Origin of the sequence: Gilliamella sp. Choc4-2 (assembly GCF_001690355.1) — a bacterium.
Lineage (GTDB): Bacteria > Pseudomonadota > Gammaproteobacteria > Enterobacterales > Orbaceae > Gilliamella > Gilliamella apicola_A.
On record NZ_LZHG01000068.1, the window covers coordinates 29,438 to 45,608 of the forward strand.

Consider the following 16,171-nt stretch of genomic DNA (forward strand, 5'->3'; position numbering starts at 1 on the left):
TGTTTTACATTAATGTGCTGGTTCACTTTGCAAAGCGGCATCTATTTGGTCCATCAAATGGCTATAGGTTTGGATACCACCAGCAATATACATGGAAGAAGAATCTAAATAAACGATATGGTTTTGTCGCCATGCCGCAGTTTTTCGGATCAATTCATTGTCAAGTACTTGTTGTGCAGACTGAGCTTCTTTATTACCAATTGCATTATCTCTATCTAACACAAATATCCACTGCGGATTAACACTCAAAATAAATTCAGAGGTAACTGCATTACCATGACGACCAGCTTCTTGGAAAGTGGTTGCAGGCTGAAAACCAAGTACATCAAACACAAAACCAAAACGAGATTTTGAACCATAAGCCGACATTTTACCGCCATTAACCATAATCACAAGTGCTGTGCCAGCCGTAGTTGTCTTAGTTTTCAATTGTTCGATTTTTTGATTAAAATCGACAATAAGTTTCTTAGCTTCATTTTGTTTATTGAAGATTGAGCCTAATTGTTCTGTTCTTTGAGTTAAACTGATTAAAAAGTTATTTGGGTCAATATCTAAAGAAATCGTCGGAGCAATATCATTCAATTTTTTATAAGCATCAGTAGCACGACCTCCAGCAACAATAACATCTGGCTGAATTGAACTTAAAACTTCATAATTAGGCTCAAATAAAGTGCCCACATTAGTGTAGTCTTTGCGCTCATATTTAGATAAAAAAGTTGGATAATGCACATCTGATTGAGGCACAGCCGTCACAGGAATATTTAATGCGTCCATGATATCAAGTGTTGCAGTATTAAAAACAACAACTTTTTTAGGATTTTCAGGCAGATTAGTTTTACCTTGAGCATGTTCAATGATAAGTGTATTTGCAGAAGTTTGCTGTTCTTTTTTATTGTCACATCCAACCAAAACAAGCAAAACAGCAAGTAAAACTAAAAATTTCACTTTGATATATGAATACATTGTAACTCCTAATTATCAGCCAAGTAAAAAAACAAAAACGATAATTATAATAATTATCATTTACATCATGATTGTAACTAAAAATTTTGTTCTATTCAATGTACTTTAAATGTTTAAAAAACTAATATGTGATAAGAAATAGATTAAATAACTCTGAAATGAACGGATTAAAAAGCTATCGATTTTTATTCGATAGCATAATTAATATTGATAATTAGAGTTGTTTAGTGTGATCAAGGGATAAATCTTTAAGTTTTCTAGTTAAGGTATTTCGCCCCCAGCCTAGCAGATGAGAAGCATCTTGTTTATGGCCTCGAGTAAAATCAAGCGCACTTCTTAATAAGATTCGTTCAACATCATTTATTGCTTCAGTCAAAATTCCTGTTTTACCATCTACTAATGCTTGCTTTGCCCATTGTTCCAGCAATACCTTCCAATCAACTTCTTGTTGAGAAAAGTGGCTTGTAGGCAATGTGGTTTTTTCATTTGCAACAACTGTTTTAGTTGACGATAATTGCAATAATTCTGGCGGTAAGTCCTGAACTATAACTTCTTTATTTGAAGACATTACGGTAACCCAGCGACAAATATTTTCAAGTTGACGAACATTACCTGGCCAATTAAAGCGACATAAAACATTTAAAGCTTCCGAACTAAACACTTTACTTTCTACCCCCAATTCTTTTGCTGCTGTATGTAAAAAATGTTCTGATAGTTTTGGTATATCTTCAGTTCGATCGCGTAGCGGTGGCAATAAGATACGAATTACATTTAAACGATGAAAAAGATCTTCTCTAAATTTCCCCTCACGAACCCTAGCTTGTAAATCTTGATGAGTAGCTGCGATAATACGAACATCTACTTTGACAGGTGAATAACCGCCAATACGATAAAATTGCCCATCAGCAAGCACCCTTAATAATCTGGTTTGAACATCAAGAGGCATATCACCAATTTCATCTAGGAATAATGTACCACCATTCGCTTGTTCAAACCTTCCGTGCCTAATTTGAACTGCACCAGTAAACGCCCCTTTTTCATGACCAAAAAGTTCTGACTCAATAAGATCTTTAGGTATGGCTGCCATATTTAGCGCAATAAAAGGTGATTGTGAGCGTGGACTATGGGTATGTAGTGCTTTAGCTACTAACTCTTTCCCCGTTCCCGATTCACCATTAATTAATACACTAATTGATGATTTAGAAAGCCTACCAATAATACGAAAAACTTCCTGCATTGAAGGTGCTTCGCCAATAATGCTTGTAGAGGCTTTGGTTGTAACACGATGATGTGACTTGTCACGTTGATTTTGTAATATGGCTCGTTCAACAAGCTGAATAACCTCATCAACATCAAAAGGTTTGGGGATGTAATCATAAGCTCCTTTCTGATAGGAATTCACTGCTGCATCAAGATCAGAATGTGCAGTCATTATGATCACCGGTAAATTGGGTTCATGTTCTTTGACATAATGAAGTAAAGTTAATCCATCTAATCCTGGCATTTTTATATCCGAAATTAATACAGCAGGTTTTTGCACATGTGTGGTTAATGCATCAATGACTTCTTGTCCCGTCGCAAAGCTAACACAAGTAAAATGGGCATTTTTTAGAGCTTTTTCTAACACCCATCTAATTGAGCTATCATCATCAACAATCCAAACATTCATTTTAACTTACCTCATTGTTTAATTGGTAAATATACCGAGAATTCTGTATGTCCAGGCCAACTGTTAAATTCGATTTTTCCATGATGTTGGTCAACAATATTATGTGCAATGGAAAGCCCGATACCTGTTCCTCCTTCATAACCACTCACCATTGGATAAAAAAGTGTGTCTTGTATATGAATAGGCACACCAGGTCCATTATCTTCAATATCTATCCGTGCACATAACCGATAACGTTGTCCATGTAAAGTAACTTGAAAAGCTGTCCGTGTTCTGATCGTAATTGTACCTATATTTGACCCGATAGCTTGCAAAGCATTACGAACAATATTTAAAATTACCTGCTCTATTCGTTCAGAGTCATGAATAAAATCAGGTAAGCTTGGATCATAATCACGCAGAATTTTAATATTGGTTGTCTTTTCTAAACACAGCAAAGCATAGATACGTTCTATTGCTTGATGAATACTTTGTTCTTTTTGCTGTAATCGTTGCTGTGGGCCTAATAACCTATCCACCAGATTTCTTAACCTATCCGCTTGTTCAATAATAATTTTTGTGTAATCTTGCAATTCATTTTTAGGTAGTTCACGTGATAATAATTGAGCAGCGCCTCGAAGCCCTCCTAGTGGATTTTTAATTTCATGAGCTAGTCCACGAACTAATTCACGAGCAGCACTCTGTTGAGCTTGTTGCAATTGTTCTTGGCTAAGACGTTTATGGCTATTTAATGGAGTCATTTCAATTAAAATCTGTCCATTAACTAATAGTTGAGCGGTCAATGTTAAAATATGCAATTCATTATTGATAACTAAATTGACTTCATTATCTGTAAAACCTTGATTTTGCTCTAATGTACTGAGCATTAAATCTATATCTAAAGAAAAGTATCCCAGCAAATCAGGAAGATAACTTTCTAATAATTTTTTTGAACTTTGTGCTAATAATTGCTGCGCAGCAATATTGGCATACAAAATATTAAGTTTAGTATCAAGTAATAAAATACTTGTAATCATAGAATCGAGAACAAGATTAGCATCAGATTCATTATTAAATGTCATCGTTGGTTTTCCGTCCTGATTAGAAACCACCGCAAATTAACGGTGGTTTGATAGGTTAAATTACTATATAGTTTATAGACTATAGTACATTTCAAACTCAACTGGGTGTGGTGTCATACGTACACGATCAACGTCTTGACGTTTTAAATCAATGTATGCATCAATAGTATCGTTAGTAAATACGTTACCACGTGTTAAGAATTCACGATCTGCATCTAATGCATTAAGTGCTTCTTCAAGTGACCCCGCAACCTGAGGAATTAATTTAGACTCTTCTGGTGGTAAGTCATATAAGTTTTTATCCATGGCATCACCTGGATGAATCTTATTGATAATGCCGTCTAAACCAGCCATTAACTGAGCAGCAAATGCTAAGTATGGGTTAGCTGCTGGATCTGGGAAGCGAACTTCAATACGTCGCGCTTTAGGACTAGTAACAACTGGGATACGAATTGATGCAGAACGGTTACGAGCAGAATATGCAAGCATAACTGGTGCTTCATATCCTGGAACTAGGCGTTTATAAGAGTTAGTTGCAGGATTAGTAAATGCATTAATTGCTTTAGCGTGTTTAATAATACCACCAATATAGAATAATGCCATTTCAGAAAGGCCAGCATATTTGTCACCAGCAAAAAGATTTACGCCATCTTTAGCAAGTGATTGGTGACAGTGCATACCAGAACCGTTATCGCCAAACATAGGCTTTGGCATAAATGTCGCAGTTTTACCATATGCGTGTGCCACATTTTGTACAACATATTTGTAAATTTGAACTTCATCAGCTTTTTTAGTTAATGTATTGAAACGGCAGGCAATCTCATTTTGGCCAGCTGTTGCAACTTCATGGTGATGCGCTTCAACAACTAAACCAAGTTGTTCCATGATTAAACACATTTCAGAACGAATATCTTGTGATGAATCAACAGGAGGAAGTGGGAAGTAACCACCTTTAACGCTAGGACGATGGCCTTTATTACCTTCTTCATATTTTGTGCCAGAGTTCCAAGCTGCTTCAATATCATCAATATGAACAAAACTACCAGACATTGGCGATCCAAAACGAACATCATCAAATAAGAAAAATTCTGGTTCAGGACCGAAAATAACAGTATCAGCAATACCTGATGATTTTAAAAATTCTTCGGCACGTTTAGCAATTGAACGCGGGTCACGATCGTATCCTTGCAGCGTTGCTGGCTCTAAAACATCACAACGTAGATTTAATGTTGCATTTTCAAAAAATGGGTCGATTACCGCCGTTGAAGGATCCGGCATTAATACCATATCTGATTCATTAATACCCTTCCAACCAGCAATTGATGAACCATCAAACATTTTGCCATCTTCAAAAAAATCATCATCAATTTGATTAACAGGGATAGTTACGTGTTGCTCTTTACCTTTAGTATCTGTAAAACGTAAATCAACAAATTTAACATCATTTTCTTTAATTAGTGTTAAAACTTTTTGTATAGACATGTAGCTTCTCCATTGAGGACAAATAATTGTTCAGTATATGGCATACTCGCCAAGTAATTTATTTATGTAAATAGAGTGTATGCAAATATGATGCCATTTTTTTGTGTTTTTTTAATCATTTTTATTATGTAAATAATAACACAAACATCACAACACACCAAAACAATGCATTAAGCACCAAATAGATGCACTAAAATAAGACATATAATATGTACACAAGTTATATTGTTATGTTAATTAATGCTTAATATATTTACTAAATAAATTTAGTTAAATTATCTTCAAAAGATGACTCATAATTTTATATTAAATATTTCTCAACTCGATTTTAACTTCATTGAATATCGAACTTTAATAAGCGCATAAATCTGGTAGTGTTAAACAATTTAATCAAACTATTAAGCTAATAACTCAAAAACTTTTTAACACTTTACTTGTTACAAAGATTTTAAGCATACTATGGCAAGTTTTCTTATATTTCTACTATATTTCAGTTTGTAATATCGTTATAATCTGCGTTTATATCGAAAAAATTAGGTAATCATACAAGTATGGAATTTCTTACACTCGAATTACTACCTTTTATAAAAAATCATATTTTACTTTCACTCGGTTGGATTATTTTAGTTATTGCAATTATTGTATTGACCATCAAAAGTAAATTATCTAAAGTTCAAAACATTAATAATGCTCAAGCAATTAATTTAATAAATAAACAAGATGCAATTGTTGTTGATGTTCGCTCAGCAGATAACTTTAAAAAAGGGCATATTACTGAGTCTTATAACATTTTGCCAATTGATATTAAAAATGCGAATATTAAGCCAATTGAAAAATTTAAAGAAAAGTTTGTTGTTTTAGTTGACGAAAATGGTTTATCATCAACGGCTATTGGTGAAATCCTTGTAAAGCAAGGCTTTTTGCATGTCTTTACATTGAAAGATGGCATTGTAGGATGGAATAGCGAAAATTTACCATTAGTAAGAAAATAATATAATTTTAAAATAAGGTTTTATCATGACAGAACAAAACAATACACAACGTTCAGAAACACAATTTGCGATTCAACGAATCTACACTAAAGATGTTTCTTTTGAAACCAACAATGTACCTGAGATATTTACTAAGCAGTTCCAGCCTGCTATGAATGTTGAGCTAAATTCTTCCTCTCAATTGTTGAATGAAAATGTATTTGAAGTTGCATTACGCGTTACAGTTACAATGAAATCACAAGATGAAGTAGTTTATATTTGTGAAGTAACTCAAGCAGGTATTTTTTCTGTTGTTGGATTCAATGATGCTCAATTACAACATTGCCTCGGCGCTTATTGTCCTAATATTTTGTTCCCTTATGCACGTGAAACTATTTCTGGTTTAGTTAGTAAAGGTACATTCCCTCCAGTAAATTTAGAGCCAGTTAACTTTGATGTGTTATTTATGAATTATCTTCAACAACAGCAACAACAAGCTGAAGCTAATGTTGGAGCCGAATCTGAAACAAACGAAACGCTACAATGATTTTTCTAAATTAATTAACATTAACGATAAATTAATAAATTGTTATGAAAAAAAAAGCTGTAGTGACAGTAATTGGAGCAGGTTCTTATGGAACCTCCTTAGCTATTTTACTCGCTCGTAATGGGCATCCAACTCTGCTATGGGGTCATAACCCTGATAAAATGGCTGCTCTACAGCAAGACAGACAAAATAAGCAATTTTTGCCGGATATTGCTTTTCCTGATCCGCTTCAAATTGAAAGCGATTTACAAACAGCTGTTTTAGCTGCCCCTATTTTGTTGATTGTTGTACCAAGCCATGCCTTTGCAAATATTCTGATACAAATTAAACCTTTTTTGCGCCAAGATACTAAAATTGTATGGGCTACAAAAGGGCTTGAGGTTAATACAGGGCGAATGTTACAAGATGTAGCTAAGGAAATTTTAGGTGATAAAATCCCATTAGCGGTTATTTCTGGTCCAACTTTTGCTAAAGAAGTGGCATCTGGATTACCAACGGCAGTAACTGTAGCATCAACTGATGAGCATTTTTTGAATCAACTGCAAACTTTGTTTCATTGTAGCAAAAGCTTCCGAGTCTATAGCAGCAAAGATTTTATTGGAGTGCAACTTGGTGGCGCAATCAAAAATGTTATTGCTATTGGAGCTGGATTATCTGATGGTCTTGGTTTTGGCGCCAATGCCAGAACAGCATTAATCACACGTGGACTTGCCGAAATGATGCGTTTAGGTGCTGCATTAGGCGCAGATCCAGCAACTTTTATGGGGATGGCAGGATTAGGTGATTTAGTTTTAACTTGTACCGATAATCAATCTCGTAATCGTCGTTTTGGAATGTTACTGGGTCAGAATAAATCCATTCAAGAAGCTCAAGATGCTATTGCCCAAGTTGTTGAAGGTCGCAATAATACAAAAGAGGTCTGGTTATTAGCCCAAAAATATCATGTAGATATGCCAATCACTGATCAAATTTATCAAATCCTTTATGAGCATAAAGACCCCAAACAAGCAGCGATGGCATTACTTAGACGATCACAAAAAGAAGAACTAAAAAGCTAATTTTTATACTCAAACACCTACCGGAAACTTTTTAACACAAAATTATACTAACTTGATACCTAAGTATTATAAAAACGTACCAATTCCTTTTTCTTTTGCTTTAAGATAGATATCGTAGCCAATATACACGTCTAATACTGCTGTACCAACAGTTTTAAACAGCGTAATTTGCTGATCATTTAGACGGCATTGAGCTGGATCTATCACTAAATCTCCTAACTCTAAAAAATCATCTTCTGATACCAATTGTTGTTTAATTGGATCAATAATATCGCCGGCTTCAGCAAATACACCTTCTTTAGTATCAACTACACGAATATTAGCCTTTTCAACAATACATTCTGGAATTTCATGCATTTCTGGCGTATAAGCACCCACTCCATTAACGTGCGTGCCAGGTTTTACTTTTTCGCCATTAAATGTCACAACTTTTGAGGTTGTAACCGAAGTAATAATATCAGCCTGGCTAATATCATCATCCAAATTTTTTGAAAAATAAAGATTAGTAGAAAAATGGGCAAAACGATGTCTCATCTCTTCTGTAAATTGTTTCGCTTTTTGTGTATCAATATCAAAAATAGCAACGTCAGTAAGTGAACGAACAGTTAACATTGCCTCTAATTGAGATACTGCTTGCCCACCAGTACCTATCAATACTGCTCGACTAGCATTTTTACGCGCCAGCAAATCGGTTGCTGCACCTTGAACGGCTCCTGTACGAAGCTGAGTGACAAAAGTACCATCTAACATAGCACAGACTTCACCTGTTTGTGGGTCTAACATTAAAACTTGAGCTGGTACTGATGGTTTACCCAATTTAGGATTGTCAGGAAATACCGAAACAATTTTTATACCCACAATATCGCTACCTTTAATATGCGCGGGCATAAACAAACATTGTCCCTTTTGCATATCAAAATTTATTCGTAACGGCACATCACTGTTTCCTTGGCTATAGATTTTCAAGGCTTGTTTATCTGCAGCTATTGCATCTTTCATTGTATAAAATCTTTCAATATCATTGGCTGTTAAAATAAGCATTTTTATTCCTTATTGATTTTCTATATTTTTTAAACTTTAGTATCTAATATCTATTTTTTAGAGCAAGATTTATTGTTAATTAAACCATAAAAAACTGTTTTATATAACAAAAATCGCAGTTCTTGTATATCTTTTATATTTTCACTATTATTACTGCGTGTACTTTTGCACGATATTTGAGAATATCAGATGTTATTTAAAATATTAAAATTTTTCTTAAAGACTTTATTTCATGTCAGAATTGATGGCGATTTAGAAAATTTAAAACAAGATAGACTTCTTATTACACCTAACCATGTATCTTTCCTTGATGGTATTCTAATCGGCATATTTTTACCCATAAGACCTGTCTTTGCTATTTATTCGGGTTATATTAATCATTGGTTAGTTCGCTTAGCAAAGCACTATGTTGATTTTGTGCCAATGGATCCGCTTAGTCCAATGGCAATAAAGCGATTAGTTCGCGAAGTTGAAAAAGGCCGCCCGATAGTCATATTCCCTGAAGGGAGAATTACTATAACTGGCTCATTAATGAAAATTTATGATGGCGCTGCTTTTGTTGCTGCTCGCTCTCAAGCCACCATTGTACCAGTGTGGATCGAAGGAGCTGAATTTACTTTAACTAGTCGTTTAAAAGGTTTATTTAAGCGTCGTTTATTTCCTAAAATAACTATTCATGTTCTTAACCCCACATCTATTCCGATGCCAGATGCGCCTAAAGCTAGTGAAAGGCGTTATATTGCAGGTGAAAAACTTCATCAAATTATGATGAATGCACGCATGGCAAGTCGTCCAAAATTAACGCTGTTTGAAGCATTATTAGAAGCACAAGTTCGCTATGGCGTGAAATCAAGAATGGTACAAGACCCGACAACTCACGAAGCATCTTATCGCAATTTATTAAAACAAATTATAGGTGTTGGTTGTATTATTGCCAAAATTACTAAAAATAAAGAGCGAGTAGGTGTTTTATTACCCAATGCGACCATTACTGTTGCAACTATTTTTGGTTTGTCAGTAAAAAATCGAATTCCAGCAATGCTTAACTATACTGCGGGAACAAAAGGCTTAAACTGTGCCATTACTGCGGCTGAAATAAAAACGATTATTACTTCACGCACATTTATTAGAAAAGGGAAACTTGATTATCTACTTGAAGAAATCAAAGACGTTAAGTGGTGTTTTCTTGAAGATTTGCGGAAAAACTTAACTTTAAAAGATAAGTTTTATGTTGCAGTGCATCAATATATTCCACGCTTAATTAAATATCAACAATCAAGCGATGACGAAGCACTAGTATTGTTTACCTCTGGTTCAGAGGGGAACCCTAAAGGTGTTGCTCATAGCCATGCTAGCTTACTTGCTAATGTTGAGCAAATTCGAACGGTTATTGATCCAACTCCAGCAGATCGATTTATGTCAGCACTGCCATTATTTCATGCTTTTGGTATTACAGCAGGATTATTCCTGCCGCTATTTTCAGGTAGCCGTACATTTTTATATCCAAATCCATTACATTACCGTATGGTTCCTGAAATTATTTATGACCAAAACTGTACAGTTTTATTTGGTACGCCAACTTTCTTGGCAAACTATGCCCGTTATGCTCACCCATATGATTTTATGCGTTTACGCTATGTTGTTGCAGGCGCTGAAAAATTATCAGATGCAGTACGAGAACAATGGAAAGATAAATATGGTATTCGTATTTTAGAAGGCTATGGCGTTACCGAATGTGCGCCTGTTGTAGCGCTTAATGTTCCTATGGCATTTAAAACTGGTACTGTAGGACGATTACTGCCGGGCATGGCATCAAGATTAATTCATATTCCAGGCATTAGCGATGGAGGCCAATTACAAGTCAAAGGGCCTAATGTGATGAAGGGTTATTTAAGGGTGGAAAATCCCGGAAAACTTGAAGAGCCAGTTGCAGTTGATGAAAATGGACAAGCCGAAAAAGGTTGGTATGATACCGGCGATATCGTTGCTATTGATAGTGAAGGTTTTGTAACAATTAAAGGGCGCTTGAAGCGATTTGCCAAAGTTGCCGGTGAAATGGTTTCATTAGAAAGTGTTGAATCCTTAGCAAAAAAAGTTGACTCTGATGCAATGCACGGTGCAACAGTTAAAGCCGATGCTGCTAAAGGTGAAGCAATTGTCTTATTTACTACCTCAACAAAATTAAATCGAGAGCAACTTAATCTGGCATCTCAAGAATTAGGCATTCCGGCATTAGCCGTTCCTCGTGATATTCGTATAGTAAAAGAGTTACCACTACTAGGTACAGGTAAAATTGATTTTATTACTTTACGAAAAATGGCTGACGAATAAACTAAAGGATGTCACATGAAACAACATTCTCTGTTAAGCAAAGGCATGGTTGCAACCATGCTGGCGCAGTTTTTTTCAGCATTTGCTGATAATGCAATCTTTTTTGCGATCTTAGCTTTCATCAAAAATTTACATTATCCAACATGGAGTCAATCGGTATTACAGATTAGTTTTGTACTGCCATTTATTATCCTTTCGCCTTTTGTTGGTCAATTTGCTGACAGCATATCAAAAGGTAAGGCAATGATGATTTCAAATAGTATAAAATTACTGGGTGCTAGTTGCATTTGTTTAAACATCAGTCCTTTTGCTGGCTATTTCCTAGTCGGTATAGGCGCTGCGGCCTACTCTCCTGCTAAATATGGAATTTTAGGTGAACTTACGACAGGCGATAATTTAGTTAAAGCAAATGGGTTAATAGAAGCATCAACCATTGCAGCCATTTTACTTGGTTCGCTGGCTGGTGGTCATATTGCCGATCTTAATGTGAGCGCTTCCTTAATTGCGTGCGTGTTAGTGTATGGGCTGGCAGTTATTGCTAACTTTTTTATTCCTAAATTACCTGCTGCACGACAGGATATTTCATGGCAATTTATAGGCATGATCAAAGATTTTGCTAACACAATCAAAATTACCTTCACCAATAAGCAAATCTTATTTACATTATTAGGTACTAGTTTGTTTTGGGGAGCAGGTATTACTTTACGTTTTCTTTTAATTAGCTGGGTTCCAGCTATCTTAAATATTCATGACAACGCAACACCAACAAACCTTAATGCAATAGTTGCTATCGGCATTGTTATTGGCGCAGGTCTAGCTAGTACATTTATTGCTATTAACAAAACCTTAAGCTGCGTTCCTGCTGGTATAATGATGGGCATAGCGGTAATTGCCTTCACTTTGCAAGGGAACATAATTTCGTCTTATATTTTACTCATTGTTATCGGAGCATTAGGTGGCTTCTTTTTGGTACCATTAAATGCTTTTATTCAAAAAATGGGGAAAGATTTGGTCGGTGCCGGCAGTGTTATTTCGGTACAAAATCTAAGTGAATACTCAGCGATGATGATAATGTTAGGGCTTTATACGTTAGCCGTTGCTTTAAATTTATCGGTTACTGCTATCGGTGTTGGTTTTGGGAGTTTATTTGCTTTAGTTATATTTTTGTTATGGTTAGGATTAAAAAATAATGAATCACATTAATTTATCAGCAATGCTAACAGAAAGGCGTAATCCTAATAGCGAAAAAATAGATAACTGTTCAACATTAGAAATGCTACAAATCATCAATAATGAAGATAAAAAAGTCGCATTGGCTATTGAAAAAGAGTTACCCAATATCGCAAAAGCTGTTGATGCAATTAGTTTAGCATTTTCAAATCAAGGTAGACTAATCTATATCGGTGCTGGCACATCAGGACGACTAGGTATTTTAGATGCAAGTGAATGTCCACCAACTTATGGTACATCACCAGAACAAGTTATTGGTTTAATTGCTGGGGGCAAAACAGCCATTTTTAAGGCGGTTGAAAATGCAGAAGATAACCCAGAATTGGCAATTACTGACTTAAAAAACATTAATTTTAGCTCAAATGACGTTTTAGTTGGCATTGCCGCTAGTGGGCGCACACCTTATGTAATAGGTGCTATGCAATATGCTAAATCAATTGGAGCAACAGTGATTAGCTTATGCTGTAACCCATTAGCTCCAATGATTAATTTAGCCAATATTGCTATTACACCAATCGTTGGTGCAGAAGTAATTACTGGCTCATCCAGAATGAAAGCGGGCACAGCACAAAAATTAGTCCTCAACATGTTAACCACTGCCAGCATGATAAAAATCGGCAAAGTCTATAGTAATTTGATGGTTGACGTAGAAGCTACCAACGCCAAGCTTGTTGAACGGCAAATATCTATTGTTATGCAGGCTACCGATTGCAGCCGTGAAAAAGCCATTGCAGCATTAGCAGAGAGTAACAAACATTGTAAAACCGCTATTTTAATGATTCTTTCAGGTTTAAATGCAGAGCAAGCAAGACTGAAACTTAAAAAAGAAAATGGTTTTATTCGTCAAACGCTGTAACATAAACTAACTTTGTTTTAATAAAAAATAGAAAATTTATGTTGTTATCAAAATGTGATAGATACATAATTTTCAAATTATTTTGTGTTATAAAATAAATGCTTTTATTTTTATACTATTTATATTATTTAATTAATATAAAATTAGGAGGTAGTTGTATGGTAGGAATCATCCTAGCAACTCATGGTGAGTTTGCTGAAGGTATTCTACAATCAGGAACGATGATATTTGGAGAGCAAGAAAACGTTAAAGCTGTTACCTTGTATCCAAGTGATAGTCCGGAAAGTTTAAAAGAGCGAATGCTTGAAGCAATAGCTACATTTGATAATCAAGATGAAATACTTTTTTTAGTTGATTTATGGGGAGGCACACCATTTAATCAGGCTAACAATTTATGTGGAGAGCATAGCAACTGGGCTATTGTAGCCGGTTTAAATCTACCTATGTTAATTGAAGCCTATTCCTCGCGCTTTTCAATGGAAAGTGCAAAAGAAATTGCTGCTGCAATTATTGAACCAGGCAAAGAAGGAGTTCGAGCAACAGTCGAAATACCAACACAATCTTCTGCTTCTACTAAAAACGCAAATACTATCCCCGAAGGAACAGTACTCGGAGATGGTAAGATGAAAATCGTGTTAGCTCGTGTTGACTCACGCCTATTACATGGGCAAGTGGCGACAGCATGGACAAAATCAACCAATCCGAACCGGATTATTGTTGTTTCTGATTCGGTTGCAAAAGATGAATTAAGAAAAAAACTCATCCAAGAAGCAGCGCCTCCTGGTGTAAAAGCAAATGTAGTTCCAGTTAAAAAAATTATTGAAGTTTCACGCGATCCTCGTTTTGGTAATACCAAAGCGCTACTTCTATTTGAAAATCCACAAGATGTGCTACGAACCATAGAGGGCGGTGTCGATATCAATGAACTTAATATTGGTTCAATGGCCCATTCCGTAGGAAAGGTTATGGTTAATAAAGTGCTGTCAATGAATTCTGATGATGTTGATACATTTGAAAAATTAAAAACAAAAAATGTGAAATTTGATGTTCGCAAAGTACCTAATGACTCTAGCAGTAATATGGACGAATTATTGAAAAAAGCGAAAGAAGAATTGGCGCAACAAAAGAATTAGTTTATTTAAGGGGTTATATTATGACATTGTCAATTATTGCTATCATTTTAGTGATAGTTATTGCCTTTCTAGCTGGTATGGAAGGTATTTTAGATCAGTTTCAATTCCACCAACCTTTAGTGGCTTGTTCTTTAATTGGACTTGTAACAGGTAATTTAGAAGCAGGGGTTGTATTGGGCGGTTCGTTGCAAATGATTGCTCTCGGTTGGGCCAATATTGGGGCGGCAGTAGCGCCTGATGCAGCTTTAGCATCGGTTGCTTCATCAATTATTTTAGTATTAGGTGGCCAAGGTATAGCTGGCGTATCTACCGCTATAGCTGTTGCTATTCCACTTGCAGTTGCAGGGCTATTTTTAACCATGATTGTGCGAACTATTGCAGTTCCATTAGTACACATGATGGATGCGGCAGCGGAGGAAGGCAATATTCAAAAAATTGAATGGTTACAAATTTTAGGTATCTGTTTACAAGGTTTACGTATCGCAATCCCAGCTGCTGCATTACTCTTTATTCCTGCTGAAATTGTTAGAAGTACACTAGAAGCAATGCCAGAATGGCTAACAACAGGAATGGCTATTGGTGGTGGAATGGTTGTTGCTGTTGGTTATGCAATGGTAATCAATATGATGGCAAACCGAGAAGTATGGCCATTTTTCATTATTGGTTTTGTCGTTGCTGCGATATCACAATTAACACTGATTGCACTTGGCGCTTTAGGTATAGCATTAGCACTAATTTACCTCAATCTTTCTGAACGTGGCAATTCATCCAATGGTGGTAGCAAAGGTGATCCACTTGATGATATTTTAAATGATTACTAAAAACTTGGAGAAGAAAATGACTGATAGAATCCAATTAAACAAAAAAGATCGTTTAGCGGTTGCTTGGCGTTCAACCTTCCTCCAAGGGTCTTGGAACTATGAACGTATGCAAAATGGTGGATGGGTCTATTCAATGATCCCTGCTATCAAAAAATTATATACCACCAAAGAGGAGCGCTCTGCTGCTCTTAAGCGTCACCTAGAATTTTTTAATACTCACCCTTATTTAGCTTCTCCAGTACTTGGGGTAACTCTTGCACTTGAAGAGGAACGGGCTAATGGAGCTGCTGTTGATGACGTAGCAATTCAAGGGGTAAAAGTTGGGATGATGGGACCATTAGCGGGTGTGGGTGATCCAGTATTCTGGTTTACCGTACGTCCAATGCTCGGTGCTCTTGGCGCTTCACTTGCGCTAAGTGGTAATATTATGGGACCAATTTTATTCTTCTTATTATGGAATATTATTCGTTGGGGCTTCATGTGGTATACCCAAGAATTTGGTTACCGCACAGGCTCTAAAATAACCGATAATTTATCTGGCGGATTACTACAAAAAATCACCAAAGGAGCTTCTATTTTAGGGATGTTTGTACTGGCGGCCTTAGTACAAAGATGGGTATCAATTAAATTCCAACCAGTCGTATCTACTGTCAAGCTAGACAATGGTGCTTTTATTGATTGGAATACATTACCAGCAGGTGCTGAAGGCATTCAACAAGCATTAATTCAAATGCAAAGCGGATTATCACTGACTCAACAAAAGGTAACCACCTTACAAAATAACTTGGATCAGTTAATACCTGGACTTGTTCCTTTACTATTAACCTTCTTTTGTATGTGGTTACTTCGTAAAAAAGTATCACCAATCCTAATTATTTTGGGATTATTTATAGTAGGTATTGTTGGTCATGTAATCGGCCTTTTATAAACATATAGCTATGCCTACATATATTTGGAAAGTATGATATTTAAAAATAGCTCCAACTTTCTATTTAATATTACATTAAC

Annotated in this window: 13 protein-coding genes and 2 pseudogenes; 10 read left to right on the plus strand and 5 right to left on the minus strand. The window is 35.7% G+C overall.

All coding sequences use genetic code 11. The features are described 5' to 3' along the window. Positions 1-9: 9 nt before the first annotated feature. The 4 genes from A9G34_RS09380 to glnA form a co-directional block, all read right to left on the minus strand. Complete coding sequence (locus A9G34_RS09380; protein WP_141670396.1) at positions 10-963, minus strand: siderophore ABC transporter substrate-binding protein; 954 nt, start codon at positions 961-963, stop codon at positions 10-12. Positions 964-1,177: 214 nt separating this feature from the next. Continuing rightward, positions 1,178-2,632: a nitrogen regulation protein NR(I) gene (glnG, locus tag A9G34_RS09385; protein ID WP_065569546.1), complete on the minus strand. Its 1,455-nt coding sequence runs from the start codon at positions 2,630-2,632 to the stop codon at positions 1,178-1,180. An 11-nt stretch (positions 2,633-2,643) separates the two neighbouring features. Next, on the minus strand, positions 2,644-3,693 hold the full coding sequence (gene glnL / locus A9G34_RS09390; protein ID WP_034946747.1) for a nitrogen regulation protein NR(II): 1,050 nt from the start codon (positions 3,691-3,693) through the stop codon (positions 2,644-2,646). A gap of 72 nt (positions 3,694-3,765) precedes the next feature. Continuing rightward, entirely contained in the window at positions 3,766-5,175 is a 1,410-nt protein-coding gene (glnA, locus tag A9G34_RS09395) for a glutamate--ammonia ligase (RefSeq protein WP_034946750.1), read from the minus strand. A gap of 551 nt (positions 5,176-5,726) precedes the next feature. Here glnA and A9G34_RS09400 point away from each other — a divergent pair. The 3 genes from A9G34_RS09400 to gpsA are packed head-to-tail and all read left to right on the plus strand — an operon-like array spanning position 5,727 to position 7,751. Further along, positions 5,727-6,167, plus strand: coding sequence for a rhodanese-like domain-containing protein (locus tag A9G34_RS09400; protein ID WP_065569547.1), 441 nt, complete (start codon positions 5,727-5,729; stop codon positions 6,165-6,167). Positions 6,168-6,192: 25 nt separating this feature from the next. Continuing rightward, complete coding sequence (secB, locus tag A9G34_RS09405) at positions 6,193-6,693, plus strand: protein-export chaperone SecB (protein WP_065569548.1); 501 nt, start codon at positions 6,193-6,195, stop codon at positions 6,691-6,693. Between the two features lie 44 nt (positions 6,694-6,737). Continuing rightward, entirely contained in the window at positions 6,738-7,751 is a 1,014-nt protein-coding gene (gene gpsA, locus A9G34_RS09410) for an NAD(P)H-dependent glycerol-3-phosphate dehydrogenase (protein WP_065569549.1), read from the plus strand. A 66-nt stretch (positions 7,752-7,817) separates the two neighbouring features. Here the strand turns inward: gpsA and A9G34_RS09415 are convergent, their stop codons facing one another. Next, complete coding sequence (locus tag A9G34_RS09415) at positions 7,818-8,792, minus strand: ornithine cyclodeaminase family protein (RefSeq protein ID WP_065569550.1); 975 nt, start codon at positions 8,790-8,792, stop codon at positions 7,818-7,820. Between the two features lie 189 nt (positions 8,793-8,981). Between A9G34_RS09415 and aas the strand changes: the two genes are divergently transcribed. From aas to A9G34_RS09445, 7 genes and pseudogenes are all read left to right on the plus strand, one after another. After that, positions 8,982-11,123 carry a bifunctional acyl-ACP--phospholipid O-acyltransferase/long-chain-fatty-acid--ACP ligase gene (gene aas, locus A9G34_RS09420; RefSeq protein WP_065569551.1) on the plus strand — a complete coding sequence of 714 codons (2,142 nt, stop codon included), beginning with the start codon at positions 8,982-8,984 and terminating at the stop codon, positions 11,121-11,123. A 15-nt stretch (positions 11,124-11,138) separates the two neighbouring features. Further along, the gene (gene lplT, locus A9G34_RS09425; protein ID WP_065569552.1) at positions 11,139-12,326 is read left to right on the plus strand and encodes a lysophospholipid transporter LplT; all 1,188 of its coding nucleotides are present in this window, start codon (positions 11,139-11,141) and stop codon (positions 12,324-12,326) included. After that, positions 12,313-13,209: an N-acetylmuramic acid 6-phosphate etherase gene (gene murQ, locus A9G34_RS09430; RefSeq protein ID WP_065569553.1), complete on the plus strand. Its 897-nt coding sequence runs from the start codon at positions 12,313-12,315 to the stop codon at positions 13,207-13,209. Before lplT ends, murQ begins: the two co-directional genes overlap by 14 nt. 158 nt (positions 13,210-13,367) lie before the next feature. Next, positions 13,368-13,743, plus strand: a pseudogene (locus tag A9G34_RS11170) (PTS sugar transporter subunit IIA); the annotation flags it as partial. 56 nt (positions 13,744-13,799) lie between these two features. Then, positions 13,800-14,342 (plus strand): annotated as a pseudogene (locus A9G34_RS11175) (PTS system mannose/fructose/N-acetylgalactosamine-transporter subunit IIB); the annotation flags it as partial. Between the two features lie 26 nt (positions 14,343-14,368). Next, positions 14,369-15,163, plus strand: a complete 795-nt coding sequence (locus tag A9G34_RS09440) for a PTS mannose/fructose/sorbose transporter subunit IIC (RefSeq protein WP_034913760.1) — start codon at positions 14,369-14,371, stop codon at positions 15,161-15,163. 16 nt (positions 15,164-15,179) lie between these two features. Further along, the gene (locus A9G34_RS09445) at positions 15,180-16,091 is read left to right on the plus strand and encodes a PTS system mannose/fructose/sorbose family transporter subunit IID (RefSeq protein WP_065569555.1); all 912 of its coding nucleotides are present in this window, start codon (positions 15,180-15,182) and stop codon (positions 16,089-16,091) included. The last annotated feature ends 80 nt before the right edge of the window (positions 16,092-16,171 follow it).